At 70.9% G+C, this 20,275-nt stretch carries 16 protein-coding genes; all 16 read right to left on the reverse strand.

Features of this window, described 5'->3' with window-relative positions; genetic code table 11:
- Positions 1-273: 273 nt before the first annotated feature.
- Positions 274-1,647, reverse strand: coding sequence for an MraY family glycosyltransferase (locus ACFY3I_RS09835; protein ID WP_390860162.1), 1,374 nt, complete (start codon positions 1,645-1,647; stop codon positions 274-276).
- Positions 1,648-1,772: 125 nt separating this feature from the next.
- Positions 1,773-3,041 (reverse strand): serine hydroxymethyltransferase, encoded by a 1,269-nt coding sequence (glyA, locus tag ACFY3I_RS09840; RefSeq protein ID WP_390860163.1) that lies wholly within the window; start codon positions 3,039-3,041, stop codon positions 1,773-1,775.
- Positions 3,042-3,125: 84 nt separating this feature from the next.
- Complete coding sequence (locus ACFY3I_RS09845; protein ID WP_351321944.1) at positions 3,126-3,809, reverse strand: protein-tyrosine-phosphatase; 684 nt, start codon at positions 3,807-3,809, stop codon at positions 3,126-3,128.
- Positions 3,806-4,453, reverse strand: coding sequence for an L-threonylcarbamoyladenylate synthase (locus ACFY3I_RS09850; RefSeq protein ID WP_360477376.1), 648 nt, complete (start codon positions 4,451-4,453; stop codon positions 3,806-3,808). The genes ACFY3I_RS09845 and ACFY3I_RS09850 overlap by 4 nt, the downstream gene beginning before the upstream one ends.
- Before the next feature lie 88 nt (positions 4,454-4,541).
- On the reverse strand, positions 4,542-5,381 hold the full coding sequence (gene prmC / locus ACFY3I_RS09855) for a peptide chain release factor N(5)-glutamine methyltransferase (protein ID WP_365290362.1): 840 nt from the start codon (positions 5,379-5,381) through the stop codon (positions 4,542-4,544).
- Positions 5,382-5,453: 72 nt separating this feature from the next.
- A complete protein-coding gene (gene prfA, locus ACFY3I_RS09860; protein ID WP_365290364.1) occupies positions 5,454-6,530 on the reverse strand; it encodes a peptide chain release factor 1 in 1,077 nt (358 codons plus the stop codon).
- 108 nt (positions 6,531-6,638) lie between these two features.
- Positions 6,639-6,863, reverse strand: a complete 225-nt coding sequence (rpmE, locus tag ACFY3I_RS09865; protein WP_030672379.1) for a 50S ribosomal protein L31 — start codon at positions 6,861-6,863, stop codon at positions 6,639-6,641.
- Between the two features lie 226 nt (positions 6,864-7,089).
- On the reverse strand, positions 7,090-8,226 hold the full coding sequence (locus ACFY3I_RS09870) for an LCP family protein (RefSeq protein WP_390860164.1): 1,137 nt from the start codon (positions 8,224-8,226) through the stop codon (positions 7,090-7,092).
- Positions 8,227-8,444: 218 nt separating this feature from the next.
- A complete protein-coding gene (locus tag ACFY3I_RS09875) occupies positions 8,445-10,271 on the reverse strand; it encodes a trypsin-like serine protease (protein WP_390860165.1) in 1,827 nt (608 codons plus the stop codon).
- 139 nt (positions 10,272-10,410) lie between these two features.
- Positions 10,411-12,444 carry a transcription termination factor Rho gene (gene rho, locus ACFY3I_RS09880; RefSeq protein WP_390860166.1) on the reverse strand — a complete coding sequence of 678 codons (2,034 nt, stop codon included), beginning with the start codon at positions 12,442-12,444 and terminating at the stop codon, positions 10,411-10,413.
- A 404-nt stretch (positions 12,445-12,848) separates the two neighbouring features.
- The gene (thrB, locus tag ACFY3I_RS09885) at positions 12,849-13,778 is read right to left on the reverse strand and encodes a homoserine kinase (protein ID WP_365290371.1); all 930 of its coding nucleotides are present in this window, start codon (positions 13,776-13,778) and stop codon (positions 12,849-12,851) included.
- Positions 13,779-14,164: 386 nt separating this feature from the next.
- Positions 14,165-15,223 (reverse strand): threonine synthase, encoded by a 1,059-nt coding sequence (thrC, locus tag ACFY3I_RS09890; RefSeq protein WP_365290373.1) that lies wholly within the window; start codon positions 15,221-15,223, stop codon positions 14,165-14,167.
- A 6-nt stretch (positions 15,224-15,229) separates the two neighbouring features.
- The gene (locus ACFY3I_RS09895; RefSeq protein WP_390860167.1) at positions 15,230-16,522 is read right to left on the reverse strand and encodes a homoserine dehydrogenase; all 1,293 of its coding nucleotides are present in this window, start codon (positions 16,520-16,522) and stop codon (positions 15,230-15,232) included.
- A gap of 469 nt (positions 16,523-16,991) precedes the next feature.
- Positions 16,992-18,383, reverse strand: coding sequence for a diaminopimelate decarboxylase (gene lysA, locus ACFY3I_RS09900; RefSeq protein WP_390860168.1), 1,392 nt, complete (start codon positions 18,381-18,383; stop codon positions 16,992-16,994).
- A 16-nt stretch (positions 18,384-18,399) separates the two neighbouring features.
- The gene (gene nrtL / locus ACFY3I_RS09905; protein ID WP_390860169.1) at positions 18,400-19,395 is read right to left on the reverse strand and encodes an ArgS-related anticodon-binding protein NrtL; all 996 of its coding nucleotides are present in this window, start codon (positions 19,393-19,395) and stop codon (positions 18,400-18,402) included.
- A 259-nt stretch (positions 19,396-19,654) separates the two neighbouring features.
- A complete protein-coding gene (locus tag ACFY3I_RS09910; protein WP_390860497.1) occupies positions 19,655-20,230 on the reverse strand; it encodes a response regulator in 576 nt (191 codons plus the stop codon).
- Positions 20,231-20,275 lie beyond the last annotated feature (45 nt).

Raw genomic sequence — 20,275 nt, forward strand, 5'->3', positions numbered from 1 at the left:
GTCCCGGCCGGAGGGTCGAAGTCCTCACGCCAATGGACCATCGCACTCGGGTCCTTCGGCTCTGTCCGGGGTTCTCGTGAACCGTATCACAAACTATTTGATGAGGTCTTTACCTGGTAGGTGTGCTCGGTGTCACACATGAGGGTGAACATGCCCGTCTGAGCAAAAACCGAGCCGTTGTGTCTGGTATTGGGGGTCTTTGCTCCCCCACGACTTGGCAATGCTCTAGTCAGATTCTTACCTTGCGAGGGTCTGCGGGAGGTCTGCGCGGGGTCAACGCGAGGTTTCGGACGGGTGCCGGTCCAGCCTCCGCGACCGGGCACCGACGGCGGTCGCGCCGTTGACCCTGGCGGCGCCCGCCGGCACCGGATCGCGGTGTTCCCCGCACGCCTCGCCGGCCTTCTCCAGCACCACCGGGGCGCCCTCCCGCTCGGCCTCCGCAGCCGGCTCGGCGGCCTCCGCGGACGGCTCCGCAGCCCCGCCGCGGCGGTAGCGCGGCGGCACGAACCGCTGGGCCCACACCGGCACCCGCGGGGTGAACCGAGGCAGCAGGAGCAGCCCCAGGCCGATCGCGCTGAGGAAGACCACCCCGAGCACGATCCACATGGACGCGGAGTTCACCGAGTACGCCAGCGCCCCGAAACCGATCAGCGCCGACCAGAAGTACATGATCAGCACGGCCCTGCTGTGCGAGTGGCCGATCTCCAGCAGCCGGTGGTGCAGGTGCCCGCGGTCGGCCGCGAAGGGCGACTGGCCGCGCCAGGTGCGCCGCACGATCGCCAGCACCAGGTCGGCGGCCGGCACCGCGATGATGGTCAGCGGCAGCAGCAGCGGGATGTACACCGGAACCATCTGGTGGACGGCGTTGCGCTCGGACCCGGCGAACAGGTTCATCACGTCCGGGTCGAGCTGGCCCGTGATCGAGATCGCACCGGCGGCCAGCACCAGGCCGATCAGCATCGAGCCGGAGTCGCCCATGAAGATCCGCGCCGGATGCAGGTTGTGCGGCAGGAAGCCCAGGCACATGCCCATCAGGATCGCCGAGAACAGCGTGGCCGGGGCGGCGGCCTCGATGCCGTACGAGTACCAGATCCGGTACGCGTACATGAAGAACGCCGCGGCCGCGATGCACACCATGCCGGAGGCCAGGCCGTCCAGGCCGTCGACGAAGTTCACCGCGTTGATGGTGATGACCACCAGCGCCACCGTCAGCAGGGTGCCCTGCCACGGGGTCAGGGCGACCGTGCCCACACCCGGGATGGGCAGCCACAGGATGGTCAGGCCCTGCATGACCATCACGCCCGCGGCGATCATCTGGCCGCCCAGCTTGATCAGGGCGTCGATCTCGAACTTGTCGTCGAGCACACCGATCAGCCAGATCAGGGCCGCGCCGGAGAGCAGCGCCCGCGGCTCGTTCGACTTCTCGAAGACCTCGTTCAGGTTGGTCAGGTGGTCGGCGACCAGCAGACCCGCGCACAGCCCGAAGAACATGGCGATCCCGCCGAGCCGCGGAGTGGGCTCCCGGTGCACGTCACGGGCCCGGATCTCCGGCATGGCCCCGGCCACGATCGCGAACTTCCGCACCGGCCCTGTCAGCAGATACGTCACCGCGGCCGTGATGCAGAGCGTCAGCAGGTATTCACGCACAGGCTTCCCCACAGGTCTCGCTGGCCATCACAGCCCACACCCTAGCGACGGTCGCATATGTATGGGGACTTCCGGGTAGCGACGATGGTTGCACGTATGCATGTAAGGCGGACGTACAGCTGCCTCTACGACCCTGCGCCTACCCCGTCACCACCGGGATACGGCGGAAATCTACCGGTGAGCTCGCGCACCTCGTCACGCGCCCTCCCCGGGTCCGTCGCGCCCCGCAGCACCTCCGCCAGCAAGGCCGCGATGCGGGACATCTCCGCCGCTCCCATGCCCTGCGTGGTCACCGCCGCCGTGCCCAGCCGCAGACCGCGGGCGTCGCCGTGCGGCAGGACACAGCTGTCCAGCACGATCCCGGCGGCGGCCAGGCGGCCCCTGGCGGTACGCCCGTCGAGGCCCAGCGGGGCCGGGTCGGCGGTGATGAGATGGGTGTCCGTGCCGCCGGTGGTCACCACCAGGCCCTGGTCGGCGAGGCCGGCCGCGAGCGCCCGCCCGTTGGCGACCACCTGATGGGCGTACGCGGCGAACGCCGGCGTCGCCGCCTCCCCGAACGCGACCGCCTTGGCCGCGATGGTGTGCATCTGCGCGCCGCCCTGTGTGAAGGGGAACACGGCACGGTCCAGGCGCTCGGCCAGCTCCGGCGAACCGCACAGCAGCATCCCGCCGCGCGGACCGCGCAGCACCTTGTGTGTCGTCGCGCACACCACGTCCGCGTACGGCACCGGATTGGGCGCCGCTCCCCCGGCGACCAGCCCGATGGGATGGGCGGCGTCCGCGATCAGATAGGCCCCGACCTCGTCGGCGACCTCTCGGAAGAAGGCGTAGTCGAGGTGGCGGGGGTAGGCGATCGACCCGCACACGATCGCCTTGGGCCGGCGGGCCCGGGCCAGCGCCCGCATCTGGTCGTGGTCGATGAGCCCGCTCTCCGGGTCGACCCCGTACCCGACGAAGTCGAACCAGCGGCCGGAGAAGTTGGCCGGCGAGCCGTGCGTGAGGTGACCGCCGTAGGGCAGGCCGAGGGCGAGCACGGTGTCACCCGGGCACAGCAGGGCGGCGTAGGCGGCCAGTACGGCGGACGAACCGGAGTGGGACTGCACGTTGGCGTGCGCGGCCCCGAACAGGGCCTTGGCGCGGTCGACGGCGAGCCGTTCGGCGACGTCCACGATCTCGCAGCCGCCGTGGTGCCGGGCGCCCGGATAGCCCTCGGCGTACTTGTTGGCGAGCGGCGAGCCGAGGGCGGCCAGCACGGCCGGGGAGGAGAAGTTCTCGGCGGCGATCAGCTGCAGCGAGGTCGACTGCCGGGCCAGCTCCCCCAGCAGGATCTCCGCCAGCTCCGGATCCTGCCGCCGCAGCGGATCGGCCTCGAGGAGGGTAGGGCTGACCGGCATGGCGGGCTCCGGGCGGTCGACGGTGACGTAGGTCCAATGTAGGCCCGGGGCGGGCGGGGTGCTCGGTGGGTTCGGCGCGTCGGGCTACATCCGCGCGGGGACGCCGGTCAGCGCCGTGACCACCGGGTCCAGCGCCTCGTGTATCTCGTCGCCGATGGAGCGGAAGAACGGCAGCGGGGCCCCGTACGGGTCGTGGACCTCGTCCGCCTCCGCGGTGGGGGCCAGCAGCCAGCCGCGCAGCGCCGCCGCCGCACGCACCAGCGCGCGGGCGCGGACGACCACGCCCTCGTGCAGCGGGGGCAGGGTCGCCGGGTCGATCGCGCGGACCAGGCGGGTGAACTCCTTCAGGGTGAAGGTGCGCAGGCCCGCCGAATGGCCCATGGAGATGACCTGGGCGCGGTGGTCGCGGGTGGCGGTCAGCACCAGGTCGGCTCGGATGACGTGCTCGTCGAGCAGCTCACGGCCGGTGAACCCGGTCGCGTCCGCGCCGAAGTCGGCCAGGACCGCCTCCGCGTTGGCCTCCATGGGCGCGCCCTCGTGGCCCCAGGTGCCCGCGCTCTCCACGATCAGCCCGCCGCCGAGAAAGGTGCCGAGCCGGTCCGTCACGAGATGGCGGGTCAGCCGCTCGGTGATCGGCGAGCGGCACACGTTGCCGGTGCTGACGTGGAGGATGCGGAAGCTGTCCCGCGGAAGCCCCACGAACGTGGTCGTGATCTCCGCCGCGCGTTCCCCGTTGCCTATGCCACGCCCCGCGTCAGGGGCTGTCAATTCGCCACCTCGAGGTCGGGTACGACCTTGCGCAGCTCCTCCGCCGAGATGGCGCCCGCACGCAGCAGCAGCGGCACCTCACGGCTGACGTCGACGATCGACGAGGGCACGTTGCCCGGGGTGGGGCCGCCGTCGAGGTACACGGAGACGGAGTCGCCGAGCATCTCCTGCGCGGCGTCACAGGTCTCCGGGGACGGGTGGCCGGTGAGGTTGGCGGAGGACACGGCCATCGGACCGACCTCGGTCAGCAGCTCGATGGCGACCGGGTGCAGCGGCATGCGCACGGCGACCGTGCCCCGGGTGTCGCCGAGGTCCCACTGCAGGGACGGCTGGTGCCTGGCGACCAGGGTGAGGGCGCCCGGCCAGAACGCGTCGACCAGCTCCCAGGCCAGCTCGGAGAAGTCGGTGACCAGCCCGTGCAGGGTGTTCGGGGAGCCGATCAGCACCGGGGTGGGCATGTTGCGGCCCCGGCCCTTGGCGTCGAGCAGGTCGGAGACCGCCTCCGCGGTGAACGCGTCGGCGCCGATGCCGTAGACCGTGTCCGTGGGCAGCACCACCAGTTCGCCCCGGCGGACGGCGGACGCGGCCTCGCGCAGACCCGTCACACGGTCGGTCGCGTCATTGGTGTCGTATCGCCGTGCCATGTCTAGCGGGCCTCCTCGTACACGAAGTACACGTACTTCCGGGACTCCCGGGGCTTCTGGGGCTTCCGGGAGAGAGTCTGGGGGATGCTCACGGCAGCGCCTTGCGGGCGGTCGCGAAGCGGGGGCGGTTGTTGAGGTCCGGGTGGTCGGCCGCGTCGGCCCAGCCCCGCTCCTCGGTGAAGATCCACGGCACCTGGCCGCCCTGGGTGTCGGCGTGCTCGATGACGACGACGCCGCCGGGGCGCAGCAGCCGGTGCGCGGTGCGTTCGATGCCCCGGATCAGGTCGAGGCCGTCCTCGCCGGAGAACAGGGCCAGCTCCGGGTCGTAGTCGCGGGCCTCCGGGGCGACGTACTCCCACTCGGTGAGCGGGATGTACGGCGGGTTGGAGATGACCAGGTCGACCTGCCCGTCGAGGTCGTGGAAGGCCTCCAGGGCGTCTCCCTGGCGCAGGTCGACCCTGGAGCCCGCCACGTTCTTGCGGGTCCACTGGAGCGCCTCCTCGGACAGCTCCACGGCGTGCACGCGCGAGCGCGGGACCTCCTGGGCGAGGGCGAGCGCGATGGCGCCGGATCCGGTGCACAGGTCGACGATGCACGGCTCGACGACGTCCATCGCCCGCACGGCGTCTATGGCCCAGCCGACCACCGACTCGGTCTCCGGGCGGGGCACGAAGACGCCCGGCCCCACCTGGAGTTCGAGGTAGCGGAAGTAGGCCCGCCCGGTGATGTGCTGGAGCGGCTCGCGCTGCTCGCGCCGGGCGATGACCTCCCAGTAGCGGGCGTCGAAGTCGGCGTCCTTGACGGAGTGCAGCGCGCCCCGCTTCACGCCGTGCACGAACGCGGCGAGCTCCTCCGCGTCGTTGCGCGGCGAGGGCACGCCGGCGTCGGCCAGCCGCTGGGTGGCCTGGGCCACCTCCGCGAGCAGCACGCTGCGGGGGCTTGGGGGTCGCCCCCCAAAATCTTGCTGCACGCTGGTCCTCCGTGTAGTTGCTCGTACCTCTTACGCGGCTGCCAGCTTGGCGGCCGAGTCCGCGTCGACGCAGGCCTGGATCACCGCGTCGAGGTCGCCGTCCAGGACCTGGTCCAAGTTGTACGCCTTGAAACCGACCCGGTGGTCCGAGAGGCGATTCTCCGGGAAGTTGTACGTACGGATCTTCTCGGAGCGGTCGACCGTGCGGACCTGGCTGCGGCGGGCGTCGGCGGCCTCCCGCTCCGCCTCCTCCTGCGCCGCGGCGAGCAGCCTGGAGCGCAGGATACGCAAGGCCTGCTCCTTGTTCTGCAGCTGGCTCTTCTCGTTCTGGCAGGAGGCGACGACTCCGGTGGGCAGGTGCGTGATGCGCACCGCGGAGTCGGTGGTGTTGACGGACTGCCCGCCGGGTCCGGAGGACCGGTAGACGTCGATCCGGAGGTCGTTCGGATTGATCTCGACGTCGACCTCCTCGGCCTCGGGGGTGACCAGCACGCCGGCCGCCGAGGTGTGGATACGGCCCTGCGACTCGGTGGCCGGCACGCGCTGCACGCGGTGCACGCCGCCCTCGTACTTCAGCCGCGCCCAGACGCCCTGGCCGGGCTCGGTCGCGCCGTTGCCGCCCTTGGTCTTCACCGCGACCTGGACGTCCTTGTAGCCGCCCAGCTCGGACTCGGTGGAGTCGATGATCTCGGTCTTCCAGCCGACGCGCTCCGCGTACCGCAGGTACATCCGCAGCAGGTCGCCGGCGAACAGCGCGGACTCGTCGCCGCCCGCCCCCGCCTTGATCTCCAGGATCACGTCCTTGTCGTCGGACGGGTCGCGGGGGACCAGCAGCAGCCGCAGCTTCTCGGTCAGCTCGTCGCGCTGCTTGTCCAGCTCCTTGACCTCGGCGGCGAAGTCGGGGTCGTCGGCGGCCAGTTCACGCGCGGTCTCGATGTCGTCGCCGGTCTGCTTCCAGGAGCGGTAGGTGCCGACGATCGGGGTGAGTTCGGCGTAGCGCTTGTTCAGCTTGCGCGCGTTGGCCTGGTCGGCGTGGACCGACGGGTCGGCGAGCTTCTTCTCCAGGTCGGCGTGCTCGACGACGAGTTCCTCGACGGCCTCGAACATTTTTGGGCTCCTGATACTGCGGGCGGAAGGGAAGGCGGGCGACCAAAAACGCCGGTCCCGGGCGTGCCCCGGGAGGGACACGGCCGTGGACCGGCGAAATGGGGCTCGCTACTTCTTGGAGCCGGCGGCAGCCTTGCCGAAGCGGGCCTCGAAGCGGGCCACACGGCCACCGGTGTCGAGGATCTTCTGCTTGCCCGTGTAGAACGGGTGGCACTCGGAGCAGACCTCAGCCCGGATGGTGCCGGACTGGATGGTGCTACGGGTGGTGAACGACGCGCCACAGGTGCAGCTGACCTGCGTCTCGACGTACTCGGGGTGGATGTCGCGCTTCAAGGTGTCTCCTAGATTTCGGGAGGGCACCGGGTCGCCGCCGCGGGCTGCGGAGCGTGAACCGGGGCCGACGTATCAGTTTGCCAGGACTGACCGCGTCTTCCCAAACCGGGGGGCTTGGATCTTTATTCCGAGGAGGGGGCGGGGTGCGCCCCACGGGGGACGCGGTCGCTCCTCGTACGCGAGTGCGGGCCGTCGTGGGTCGCTCGGCCACGCCGGCGCCGCATCCTCACGACGACGTCACGACCCCCTTCGCCTCCCCCGTCGCCGTGCCCTTCGTCGCGCTCGCCGGGATCGGGCGGTCCTTCTTCAGGGCCGTCCAGACCTGCTTGGCCTTGGACTCGGCCACGATCACCCGGTTCGGGTTCGACGGGTCGTACTCGACCGGCATCGTCACCATGCGCGTGTTCCCGGAGCCGATGGACTTCAGACCGTTCGCGAAGTCGACCAGGGAGTTGACCGAGCCCAGGTCGGAGTCGGTGGTGACGGTCCTGGTCGCGGTGTCGGCCAGGTCGAACAGCTTCCTGGGGCTGCTGAGGACACCCACGTGCCCGACCTGGTCGATGAGGGCCTTCACGAACGCCTGCTGGAGCTGGATGCGGCCGAGGTCGGAGCCGTCGCCGACGCCGTGCCGGGTGCGGACCAGGCCGAGCGCCTGCTCACCGTCCAGGGAGTGCCTGCCGGCCTTGAGGTCGAGGTGGCTCTGCGGGTCGTCGATGTCCTTGGTGGTGGTGACCGTGACCCCGCCCAGTTCGTCGACGAGCTTCTCGAAGCCGGAGAAGTCGACCTCCAGGTAGTGGTCCATGCGGACCCCCGTGAGGGACTCGACGGTCCTGACCGCGCAGGTCGCGCCGCCCGTGGAGTACGCGGAGTTGAACATGACGCCGGTGGCCGCGGCGTGCCTGCCGCCGTCCGCGTCCGTGCAGGACGGCCGGTCGATCAGGGTGTCCCGCGGAATGGAGACCACGGCGGCCTTCTTGTGGCCCTTGTACACGTGCACGATCATCGCCGTGTCGGAGCGGGCGCTGCCGTCGTCGGTGCCGCCGCCGAGCTTCCTGTTGCCGCCGGAGCGGGAGTCCGAGCCGAGGACCAGGATGTTCTCGGAGCCGTTGTCGACCTTGGTGGGACGGTCCCCACCCAGCGCCTGGTTGATGTCGACGCTCTTGATGTTGCCGTTGAGCTTGAAGTACAGGTAGCCGAGGCCGGTGCCGCCGAGCACGAGGACGCCGGCCGCCGTCCAGGCCGTGACGAGCAGCGCCTTGCGGCCCCGCCCCGGGGGCCTGCGACGGCGTCCCCCTCCCTCGCGGCCGGGGACCTTCGGACCGGCCTCGGGTATACCGGGCTCGGGCGTGCTCTCGGCGGACATGCGCTCCTCTGCTCTCCTAAGACTTTTCGCGTACCCCCTGCGGTGAGGGTCAGGCCCGGCGTACCGGGAACATCGGCACTTACCGAACCATCGTCGCTCCGCCGGGTCAGACGGCGAAACTCGGGAAAGGGTTGCACGACGCAGTGTGCCCACCGCGTGGAGCGGTGGGCACACTGTGTGATCGGGCGAGTGGGGACGAACCCCGCTCACCAGCTGTTTCAGCCGAGGATGTCGTACTGCTGGAAACCGGTGCCGAGCGACTTGCGAGTGCCGAAGATCTCACTGGTCGCCTTGCCGGTGCCCGGGTACAGGTACAGCGTCCCGCCGGTCGTACGGGCCAGCAGGTCGGCCTTGCCGTCGCCGGTCATGTCACCGACCGCGGCGAGGGTGTTGTAGCCGGTCCAGCCGGAACGGACCTTCACCCGGGCCGAGAACAGGCCGGTGCCGGACTTGCCGGTGCCCTTGTAGAGGTACAGGTCGCCGCCGCTGCTCTTGCGGGCCAGCAGGTCGGCCTTGCCGTCGCCGTTGAAGTCGCCGACGCCGCGCAGCTGGTTGTACTGGCTCCAGCCGGAGCCGACCTTGACGCGGGAGCCGAAGGTGCCGTTGCCCTTGCCCGGGTACAGCCACAGGACGCCGGAGGAGTCCTCGGACAGCACGTCGGGCAGGTAGTCGCCGGTGAGGTCACCGGGGATGACGGTGGCCTTGCGGGTCTTCCAGTTGGTGAAGAGCTTCTTCGTGCTCCACGAGCCGCTGGTCTGCGCGCTGTTCAGCGCGAAGTGGTCCCAGTAGACGTCACCGGTGGAGGCCACCCGGTAGACCATGTCCTGGAAGCCGTCCCGGTTGAGGTCGGCCTGCAGGATGAAGTTGACGCCGGTCCAGTCGCCCCAGGACTGGCGGGCGGCCAGCGAGGTGCCCTTGGAGTCCAGCTCGTAGCCGACGCGCGTCGACGACCTGCGGGCGAACAGGTCGGCCTTGCCGTCGGTGTAGCTCAGGTTGGTGTCGGCGGTCTGCGCGTAGGCGGCACCGACGTAGGTGCTGACCTTCGTGAAGACGGGGTAGGCGCCCGCGGCGACACAGTCCTCGACGCCCCAGGAGACCACGCCGACGATCCGGCCGCCGACGACCAGCGGACCGCCGGAGTCGCCGTTGCAGGTGGTGGTGGTGCCCGTGTCGGAGCCCGTGGCGGGCTTGCCGGCGCAGACCATGTGGCCCTTGACGAAGTCCGTGGTGCCGTAGGCGGCGGTGCAGGTGGTGTCCGAGTTGATCGGCAGCGTGGCCGTCTTCAGCGTCTCGGAGATGTCCTGCGTGGTGGAGCTGGTGCGGCCCCAGCCGTAGACCTTGGCGCTGGTGTTCGCCTTGTAGGAGGTCGTGTCGGTGTTCGTCGTCATCCGGATCGGCGTCGCCTTGACCGGGGCGGCCAGGGTGAGCACGGCGATGTCGTTGTTGGGCGCGCCGTTGTGCGACACGGTGTACGACGGGTGGTTCCACTGGCGCAGGACGCCGGTGGCGGTGCCGCCGTGCAGGTTGGCGGAGCCGTCGGCGTTGCTGGTGGGCAGCGAGGCGGTGCCGGTGACGACGGCGGAGTCGGTGGTGCTCCACTTGAAGCCCTTGACGCAGTGCGCCGCGGTGAGGATCTTCGTGGGCGAGATGACCGAGCCTCCGCAGAAGAAGCCCTCGTCGTCGCTGGTGTCGGCGGTGCCCTTGTCGTCGTAGTACCAGAGCTGCGCCATCCAGGGCGCCGTGGAGATGCCGGTCGTACCGCCGCCGATGATCTTCGGGGAGACGGCCGAGCCGCTCGCGGACGGCTTCTTCGTGACCGTCGTACCGGCGTCGGCGGTGATCGCACGGGCGATCCGCTTGTTCAGGACGGCCTGCGACGGGACGCTGACGGCCGGCTTGACCGTGGGCGCGGGCTGGGTGGCGGCGCTGGCGGAACCCGACAGCAGCGCGGCGGCGGTGGCCACGGCCACACCGGCCGCGGCGACGGGCAGAACGATGCGTATCCGGCGTCTGTGACGGCCGGTCCCGGACGTGGGTGTACCCACCTAAGTCCCCCCTCGGGATCAGGTTTTCGAGATTCGGTCAACCGACCGAAGAGCGCGATCGTACACCTGCCGGGAAGACCCAAGAAGCCGTCCCCCACCAGGGGGGACGGCTTCCGGTTATGAAGATCCGCGCGGAGTGTCAGTCGCCGTTGCCGGGCGTCGGCGTCGTCTTCTGAATCTGCATCAGGAACTCGACGTTCGACTTCGTCTGCTTCATCTTGTCGAGCAGCAGCTCGATCGCCTGCTGCTGGTCGAGCGCGTGCAGCACCCGGCGCAGCTTCCAGACGACCGCCAGCTCCTCGTTGCCGAGCAGGATCTCTTCCTTACGGGTACCGGACGCGTCCACGTCCACCGCCGGGAAGATGCGCTTGTCGGCGAGCTTCCGGTCGAGCTTGAGCTCCATGTTGCCGGTGCCCTTGAACTCCTCGAAGATCACCTCGTCCATGCGGGACCCGGTGTCCACCAGGGCGGTGGCGAGGATGGTGAGGGATCCGCCGTCCTCGATGTTGCGGGCCGCACCGAAGAAGCGCTTCGGCGGGTAGAGGGCGGTCGAGTCGACACCACCGGACAGGATGCGGCCGGAGGCCGGCGCGGCCAGGTTGTAGGCACGGCCCAGACGCGTGATCGAGTCGAGCAGCACGACGACGTCGTGACCCAGCTCCACCAGGCGCTTGGCGCGCTCGATGGCCAGCTCGGCGACCGTGGTGTGGTCCTCGGCCGGACGGTCGAAGGTCGAGGAGATGACCTCGCCCTTGACCGACCGCTGCATGTCGGTGACCTCTTCCGGACGCTCGTCGACCAGGACGACCATCAGGTGGCACTCGGGGTTGTTGTGCGTGATCGCGTTGGCGATCGCCTGCATGATCATGGTCTTGCCGGTCTTCGGCGGGGCCACGATCAGACCGCGCTGGCCCTTGCCGATCGGCGACACGAGGTCGATGATCCGGGTGGTCAGCACGCCCGGGTCGGTCTCCAGACGGAGCCTGTCCTGCGGGTACAGCGGCGTCAGCTTGTTGAACTCCGGGCGGCCGCGGCCGTGTTCGGGCGCCATGCCGTTGACGGAGTCGAGGCGGACCAGCGCGTTGAACTTCTCGCGGCGCTCGCCCTCCTTCGGCTGCCGGACCGCGCCGGTGACGTGGTCGCCCTTGCGCAGGCCGTTCTTGCGGACCTGGGCGAGGGAGACGTACACGTCGTTGGGGCCCGGCAGGTAGCCGGAGGTCCGGATGAACGCGTAGTTGTCGAGGATGTCCAGGATGCCCGCGACCGGGATCAGGACGTCGTCGTCGGCCACCTGCGGCTCGGCGCCACCCATCTCGTCACGGCCGCGACGGCCACGGCGGTCGCGGTAACGGCCGCGCCGGCCACGGCGTCCGCCGTCGAAGTCGTCGTCGTCCTGCGGGCCGGCGTTGCGGTCCTGACGGCCACCGCCCTGCTGCTGCGGCTGCTGCCGGTCCTGGCCCCGGTCCTGACGGTCCCGGTCCTGGCGGTCCTGGCGGCCACCCTGCTGCTCGTCGCCCTTGCCGCGCCGGTCGCGGTCGCGACCCCGGTCACGGCGGTCACGACGGCCGCGGCCCTCGCCGTCGGCGTCACCCTGCGGCTGCGCCTGCCCGGCGGGCGTCTCGCCCTTCGGCTCGCTCTTCGCCTCGGCGACGACGGTGTCGGCACCGGTCGCGGTGGGGCTGCCGGCCTCGGCGGTGGCCCGGCGACGGCGGCGCTCGGCCGGCGCGTCGTCCCCGCCGCGCTCGGCGTCACCGGTGCGGCCGGCGGGCTGGCCGGGAATCTCGATCTGCTGCTGGGCCACGGCCTGCTCGGCGGGGGCCTCGGCGGCCTGCTCCGCCTTCTTGCCGGCGACCTCGTCGCCCGCGCGGGCCTTGGAGGCGGCCCGGCGCTTGGGCTTGGTCTCGGCGGCGCTCTCGGTGGCCTTGGGGGCGTCGCCCCCACCGGCCTGCGCCTCCTTGATGACCTCGATCAGCTGGCTCTTGCGCATCCGCGCCGTGCCCCTGATGCCGAGGCCGGATGCGACCTGCTGAAGCTCGGCCAGCACCATGCCCTCGAGGCCGGTACCACGGCGCCGCCGGGAGCCGGCACCGGTGGCAGGCGCGGAGGCGTCCGTGGCGGGCGCGGCAGCGGTCTCCTCGACACGTGCGCCCATCAGATCGGTGGTGTCGCTCACGAAGGGTCCTTCCCTGGAGCGGACGTCGGCCTGTCTGGCTCGGCGACCGGTTGTGCTGTCCGGCTGCGGTCCTTGCTGTGTGGACCGTGCCGGGGCGGTGGTCCGCCAAAGCGGCGGAGAGAATTTCTGGTGACGGCGCTTCCTCAGCCGTGGCACCCGGTGTCACGAGGCGTGGTAGCACCAATTCCGGAGCGTGCCCAGCGGCCCGCTCATCGCTCGCGTACGGCGTACTGCCCAGGTACGACATACGGAACGCTGAGTGGCTTGGGAGACTCCCGGAAGAATGTCTGTCCCGGACGGGGACACGAAGCACCTCGCCATGGTGGGGTCGGGTGCAGACTTGAGGTTAACACTACCGGATCCAACAAACATTCCCCCTCTCCAAATCCGGCAACCGTGCGCGGTCAGATGTCACTGGAGGGCGCGAGCGGCAGCACGCTCGCCCCCTGTACGTCGAGGTTCAGCCGGTTGGCCGCCCAGTCCGAGCCGGCCAGCGCCGCCACCTTCTCGGCGCTCGCGCCGTCGGCCAGCGCCATGACGGTCGGTCCGGCGCCGGAGATCACGGCCGGGATTCCGTCGGCGCGCAGCCGCTCCACCAGCGCCGCGCTCTCCGGCATCGCCGGGGCCCGGTACTCCTGGTGCAGACGGTCCTCGGTGGCGGGCAGCAGCAGCTCGGGGCGCCTGGTCAGGGCCTCGACGAGCAGCGCGGCACGGCCCGCGTTGGCGGCGGCGTCGACGTGCGGCACGGTGCGCGGGAGCAGGCCGCGCGCGGTCTCCGTGAGAACCGGCTTCCCGGGCACGAAAACCACCGGAACGATGGAATCGGCCGGCTCCATCCTGATCGCCCGGGCGGCGCCGGACTCCATCCAGGAGAGCGTGAAACCGCCCAGCAGACAGGCCGCGACGTTGTCGGGGTGGCCCTCGATCTCGGTGGCCAGTTCGAGGAGCGCGACGTCGTCGAGCCGGGCCTCGCCGCCTATGGTCACCGCCCGCGCGGCGACGATGCCCGCGCAGATGGCGGCCGAGGACGAGCCCAGGCCGCGGCCGTGCGGAATGCGGTTGGCGCACACGATCTCCAGGCCGCGGGGCTGTCCGCCCAGCAGGTCGAAGGCGGTGCGCAGGGAGCGTACGAGCAGATGGCTCTCGTCACGCGGCAGCGAGTCGCTGCCCTCACCCGCGATGTCGATGTGCAGCCCGGAGTCGGCCACCCGGACGACGACGTCGTCGTAGAGCCCCAGCGCGAGACCCAGGGCGTCGAAGCCCGGACCGAGGTTGGCGCTGGTGGCAGGGGTGCGCACCCGGACGGCGGCGGCGCGGAACGCTGGACCGGCCATCGCTCGATGACTCTCCTTGAGCTGCGTGATGGTCGAATGACACTCGATGGGTACCTGAGGGAACCTCGGGCCGCGGAGGCGGCACGGCACCGCACCATATGCGCGGGCATATGCGGCGGGCGGTTTCGGTACAGCCTATCGAAGGAAGGTTCTGTGGCGACATAGGGCGCACAGGAGGCGCACGATGCGTGTCGTAAGCCCCTCGTGCCCCCCCTCCGCGGGAAATCCCGCCGTTCGGACTCGGGATCCCTCCGCCCAGGACGCCGGAATCCGTTCACCGGTTGCCCGGCGGCCGTCGGTCGGACGCCGGCCGCGTGCGGTCAGAGCCCGCCGGGGCCCGCCCGGGCACCGCTCCACGCGGTCGTCGGACAGGCCCCGGCGGATCTCTAGGCGAGCCCGAGCCGCTCGGCCGCGGCGGCCGCGTCGACGGGTACGGTGACCGGCTGCGGGGCGCCGGCGACGGCCCAGTCGGGATCCTTCAGACCGTTGCCGGTGACCGTGCAGACGATGCGCTGGCCCGGGTCGACCTTGCCCTGCTCGGCGGCCTTGAGCAGACCGGCGACCGAGGCGGCGGAGGCGGGCTCCACGAAGACGCCCTCCTGAGCGGCCAACAGCCGGTAGGCGCGCAGGATCTCACGGTCCGTCACCTCGTCGATGAACCCCCCGGACTCGTCCCGCGCCGCGAGCGCGAACTGCCAGGAGGCGGGGTTGCCGATCCGGATCGCGGTGGCGATGGTCGAGGGGTCCTTGACGATCTCGCCGCGCACGATCGGCGCGCTGCCCGAGGCCTGGAAGCCCCACATGCGAGGGGTCTTGGCGGAGACACCGTCACCGGCGTACTCCTTGTACCCCTTCCAGTACGCGGTGATGTTGCCCGCGTTGCCGACCGGCAGGACATGGATGTCGGGCGCGTCGCCGAGCATGTCCACGATCTCGAAGGCGGCCGTCTTCTGACCCTCGATGCGCACCGGGTTCACCGAATTGACCAGCGCCACCGGGTAGTTCTCGCTCAGCTTGCGGGCGAGCGTGAGGCAGTCGTCGAAGTTGCCGTCGACCTGGAGGATCTTCGCGCCGTGCACGAGGGCCTGGCCCATCTTGCCGAGCGCGATCTTGCCCTGCGGCACGAGCACGGCCGAGACCATGCCGGCCCGCACCGCGTAGGCCGCGGCGGAGGCGGAGGTGTTGCCGGTGGAGGCGCAGATGACCGCCTGCGCGCCCTCCTCCTTGGCCTTGCTGATCGCCATGGTCATACCGCGGTCCTTGAAGGACCCGGTCGGGTTCGCGCCCTCCACCTTCAGGTGGACCTCGCAGCCCGTGCGCTCGGAGAGCACCTGCGCGGGCACGAGGGGCGTGCCGCCCTCGCGGAGCGTCACGACCGGGGTGGTGTCGGAGACGGGCAGCCGGTCCCGGTACTCCTCGATGATTCCGCGCCACTGGTGGGTCATTGCTGGTTACTCTCCTTCAACCCGCATGATGCTGGCGACACCCCGCACGGTGTCGAGCTTGCGCAGCGCCTCGACGGTCCCGGACAGGAAGGCGTCGGAGGCCCGATGGGTGACGACGACGAGGGAGGCCTCGCCGTCCTTGCCCGTCTGCCGCACCGTATCGATGGAAACCCCGTGCTCGGCGAACACGGTGGCGACCTGGGCGAGAACACCCGGTTTGTCGGCGACGTCGAGGCTGATGTGGTAGCGCGTGACGACATCGCCCATCGGCGACACGGGCAGGGCGGCGTACGCCGACTCGCCGGGCCCCGTTGCCCCGCTGAGCCGGTTGCGGCAGACGGCGACCAGATCGCCGAGGACCGCGGAGGCGGTCGGGGCGCCACCGGCGCCGGGACCGTAGAACATCAGCTGACCGGCCGCGTCCGACTCCACGAACACGGCGTTGTAGGCGCCGCGCACGGAGGCGAGCGGATGGGTCAGCGGAATCATGGCGGGGTGCACGCGGGCCGTGACGGAACCGCCGTCCTGCGCCCGCTCGCAGATGGCGAGCAGCTTGATGGTGCAGCCCATGTTCTTGGCGGAGGCGAAGTCGGAGGCGGTGACCTCGGTCATGCCCTCGCGGTAGACGTCGTCCAGGCGCACCCGCGAGTGGAAGGCGATCCCGGCGAGGATGGCGGCCTTGGCGGCGGCGTCGAAACCCTCCACGTCGGCGGTGGGGTCGGCCTCCGCGTACCCGAGGGCGGTGGCCTCGTCGAGTGCCTCCTGGTAGCCGGCCCCCGTCGAGTCCATCTTGTCGAGGATGAAGTTGGTGGTGCCGTTGACGATCCCGAGCACCCGGTTGACCTTGTCACCGGCGAGGGACTCGCGCAGCGGCCGGATCAGCGGGATGGCACCGGCGACGGCGGCCTCGTAGTAGAGGTCCCGGCCGTGCTGCTCGGCGACCGCGTGCAGGGCGGCGCCGTCCTGGGCGAGCAGCGCCTTGTTGGCGGAGACCACGGAGGCGCCGTGCTCGAAGGCGGTGGTGATGAGGGCGCGGGCCGGCTCGATACCGCCGATGACCTCGACGACGACGTCGATGTCCCCCCGTTTGACCAGGGCGGTCGCGTCCGTGGTCACCAGGTTCGGGTCGATGCCCTCACGCACCTTGGAGGGCCGCCGTACGGCCACGCCGGCCAGCTCGACCGGGGCACCGATGCGCTGCGCGAGGTCGTCGGCGTGCGTCGTCATGATGCGGGCCACCTCTGAGCCGACGACCCCACAGCCCAGCAGCGCCACCTTCAGCGGACGCGTACGCATCATCCGACCTCGTTTCCTCATACCGGCTACGGTTGGACCAGTCTCACTCACCGGACGGGAGTTTCTACCCTTCGTCCGGATCGTGAGACATCTATTTCATTGTGTGGCGATGGCGGACAGGAGATCTTCCGCCGGCTTCCGCGGACGCGCGCGGGCGCCGCCCGTTCGGGCGCTTTCGGGCCGTTGAGGCCGTTCGGCCGTTCGGCCGTTCGGGCCCGACGAACCAGACGGGCAGGACGGATGCGAAGTCCGGCGGGGGGCCGGATCCGTGCCCGCGACGGAACCCGTTCGGCAGATGCGACCGTGTGCCGCCGGAGCGAACGCCCCGCCGCACGCCGCCCGACACCCCGCACTCCGCCTTGCACCTCCTGCCCCCACTCGGCACTCCCGCGCCACTCCCGCGGCCACGGACACGAGTCGAGCCCACCGGACGGTGCTCGACGACGACACCGGATGGATGTGGTCAGCCGCGTCAGCCGACGTCGAGGCGCAGGAGGTCCTCCTCCGTCTCGCGGCGGACGATGACCCGGGACTCGCCGTCGCGCACCGCGACGACCGGCGGCCGGAGCACGTGGTTGTAGTTGCTCGCCATGGACCGGCAGTAGGCCCCGGTCGCCGGTACGGCGATCAGGTCACCGGGTGCCAGGTCCCCCGGCAGGAACGCGTCCTTGACCACGATGTCCCCGCTCTCGCAGTGCTTGCCGACGACCCGGGCGAGCATGGGCTCCGCGTCGCTCGTCCGCGAGACCAGGGCGACGCTGTACTCGGCGTCGTACAACGCGGTCCGGATGTTGTCGGACATGCCGCCGTCGACGGAGACGTACGTACGCAGCCCGTCGAGGGGCTTGATGGTGCCGACCTCGTAGAGGGTGAAGGCGGTGGGCCCGACGATGGCCCGCCCCGGCTCGACGGAGATGCGCGGAGTCCGCAGCCGGGCGGCCTCGCACTCGCGGGAGACGATCTCGGTCAGCGCCTTGGCGATCTCGTGCGGTTCGCGGGGGTCGTCGTCGCTGGTGTAGGCGATACCGAGCCCGCCGCCGAGGTCGATCTCGGGCAGTTCGACACCGTGCTCGTCGCGGATGTCCTTCAGCAGCCCCACGACCCGGTGCGCGGCGACCTCGAAGCCCGACATGTCGAAGATCTGCGATCCGATGTGCGAGTGGATGCCGATGACCTCGAGCCCGTCGAGCTGCAACGCCCGCCGCACCGCTTCCGCCGCCTGCCCGCCGGCCAGCGGAATCCCGAACTTCTGGTCCTCGTGCGCGGTGGCGATGAACTCGTGGGTGTGCGCCTCGACGCCGACGGTGACACGGATCTGCACGCGCTGCCGCTTGCCGTGGGACCGGGCGATGTGGGCGACCCGCACGATCTCCTGGAACGAGTCGAGCACGATCCGGCCGACGCCGGCCTCGACCGCCCGCTCGATCTCCTGCGTCGACTTGTTGTTGCCGTGGAAGGCGATCCGGTCGGCGGGCATCCTGGCGGAGAGGGCGGTCGCCAGCTCACCGCCGGAGCACACGTCGAGGTTGAGCCCTTCCTCGTGCAGCCAGCGCACGACGGCCCGGGACAGGAAGGCCTTGCCGGCGTAGAAGACGTCGGCGTCCGGGCCGAAGGCGGTGCGCCAGGCGCGCGCCCGGGCACGGAAGTCGTCCTCGTCGAGGACGTAGGCGGGCGTGCCGATCTCCTCGGCGAGGGTCTTCACGTCGACACCGCCGACGGTGACGACGCCGTCGGGGTCCCGGGTGACGGTCTGGGCCCACACCTTGGGGTCGAGGGAGTTCAGATCGGCGGGCGGAGCGGCGTAGTGGCCTTCGGGCAGGACGTCGGCGTGGCGGGGCCCGGCGGGGTGCGCGGAACGGCTCATTGCTCTTTGGGCTCTCTCAGAGGTGATCGGGTGCGTCGATGCCGAGCAGGGACAGGCCGCCGGCCAGCACCGTCCCGGCGGCTTCGGCGAGGGCGAGCCGGGCACGGTGGGCGACCGAGGGTTTCTCGTCGCCGCGGGGCAGCACGGTCGGCAGGAACGGCAGGGCGGCATCGGCGACGGTGACGAGATGCCGGGCGAGCCGGTCGGGAGCGCGGTGGGTGGCCGCGGCGGTGAGGATGCGCGGGTAGTCGGCGAGGGCGGTGACCAGGGCACCGGGGGTGCCGGGGCCGTCGGCGGGGCCGGTCACCTCGCCGGGCCGGGCGCCGAAGCCGAGCCGCCCGGCACCTCGGGCCACGGCGCGCGTCCGGGCGTGGGCGTAACGCACCCGGAAGAGCGGATTGCTCTCGCGCTGCACCAGGTGGTCGGCGGTGATCCGGGGCCGGTCGTGGGCGGCGGGATGCAGCAGGGCCCACTGGGCGGCGTCGGGCCCGAGCGGAGCCGGGTCCTCGGGGGCCGGGACGGGCCGGAGGCTGACGGGCTCGCCGTGCCCGACCTCACCGCGGCCGCCCTGGGTCGCGACGATCCGTACGACGGCGTCGGCGACGACCTCGGCCCGGACGTCGTACGGCACCCGGAGGGCGACAACCTGCCCGGCGAGGGCGTCGCCGTGGCCGTAGCCGGAGCCGAGGGTGCGGATCTCCTCGACCAGGGTGGCCGTCGGGGACGCGGCGGGGCCGAGGCTGATGTTGAGGAACCCCGGCCCGGTGACGACGACCTCGGCGACACCGGCGCAATCGGCGAGCCGGGGCGCGAGGATCTCGGCGACGCGCATCGAGGGCTGTCCCGCGGGGCGGGCGAGCTGCAGCGCGATGTTGGTGGCGTAGTCCCCACAGCCACCGGGTCCCGGCGGCGTGACGACGACCCGCGTCGGCACGGTCACGCTCAGCTCCCCCTCGTCGACAGCACGCCGCACCGCGCGCAGCACGGTACGGGAGAGCTCGACGGGGGTCACGGGACAAGCGTAGGGGAGGAGGGGGCGGGGCAGGCGACCCGCTTTGGGAGGAAGTCCGCCATGCGGACGACGACCACACCGGGACCCTACGAACCTACGAACCTGGACGCCCTACGGCTGCCAGAGGCAGGGACACCGGGTCCCACGGTTCACCGGGGCGGCATCACAGCAGCCGGCCGACTCGATGCACCGCCATCAGTCCATCCACCCGGCTTGATGGACCGGCATCACTACACCCCACCGACTCGATGAGGCGGCGTCAATGTGGTCCCACGGTTTGATGGGGTGGGTGTACAGGTCCCCCCTCGGAGAAGTGTCCGTCGGGGTCGAGGTCGATGTCGTCACCGTCATCACCCCCACCGTTTCCGCGCTCACGCTCCCGCTCCCGCGACCCCCCGGTTCGTTGCCGCAGCTCCACCAACTCCCGTACGAGCCTCACAAGTTCCGAAGGCTCGAAGGGCTTGGCAAGGAAGGCGTCCACGCCGACGTCGAGCCCGGTCTCGACCTCGTTCTGGGTACAGGCGCTGACGATGGCGAGGGGAAGGTGCTGGGTGCGGGGGTCGGCACGCAGCAGGGCGGCGGTCCGCAGACCGTCGAGGCGGGGCATGACGACGTCGAGGGTGATCACGTCGGGCCGCACCTGGTGGACGACTTCCAGACACTCGGCACCATCGGCCGCGGTCACGACCTCGAGACCCTCCAGTTCGAGATTGACCCTGATCAGCTGGCGGATGACCTTGTTGTCGTCCACAACAAGCACCCGGCCCGACGCCCCTGACACAACTCGAGAGTAGGTCCGGACCGGCCACCGCGTCCGCGTTTTCCCGACTTCCACCTCGCGCGGGGGACCGACCCCCGGCAAACCCGTTCCTGATCACCC

This window comes from Streptomyces sp. NPDC001068 (genome assembly GCF_042897315.1).
GTDB lineage: Bacteria > Actinomycetota > Actinomycetes > Streptomycetales > Streptomycetaceae > Streptomyces.

Coding starts and splice junctions, on each gene's coding strand:
- glyA (WP_390860163.1), bottom strand. CDS start 3,041: ATGCCGGTCAGCCCTACCCTCCTCGAGGCCGATCCGCTGCGGCGGCAG.
- ACFY3I_RS09895 (WP_390860167.1), bottom strand. CDS start 16,522: ATGATGCGTACGCGTCCGCTGAAGGTGGCGCTGCTGGGCTGTGGGGTC.
- prfA (WP_365290364.1), bottom strand. CDS start 6,530: ATGTTCGAGGCCGTCGAGGAACTCGTCGTCGAGCACGCCGACCTGGAG.
- thrC (WP_365290373.1), bottom strand. CDS start 15,223: ATGACCCACCAGTGGCGCGGAATCATCGAGGAGTACCGGGACCGGCTG.
- lysA (WP_390860168.1), bottom strand. CDS start 18,383: ATGAGCCGTTCCGCGCACCCCGCCGGGCCCCGCCACGCCGACGTCCTG.
- thrB (WP_365290371.1), bottom strand. CDS start 13,778: ATGGCCGGTCCAGCGTTCCGCGCCGCCGCCGTCCGGGTGCGCACCCCT.
- ACFY3I_RS09870 (WP_390860164.1), bottom strand. CDS start 8,226: ATGTCCGCCGAGAGCACGCCCGAGCCCGGTATACCCGAGGCCGGTCCG.
- ACFY3I_RS09850 (WP_360477376.1), bottom strand. CDS start 4,453: ATGGCACGGCGATACGACACCAATGACGCGACCGACCGTGTGACGGGT.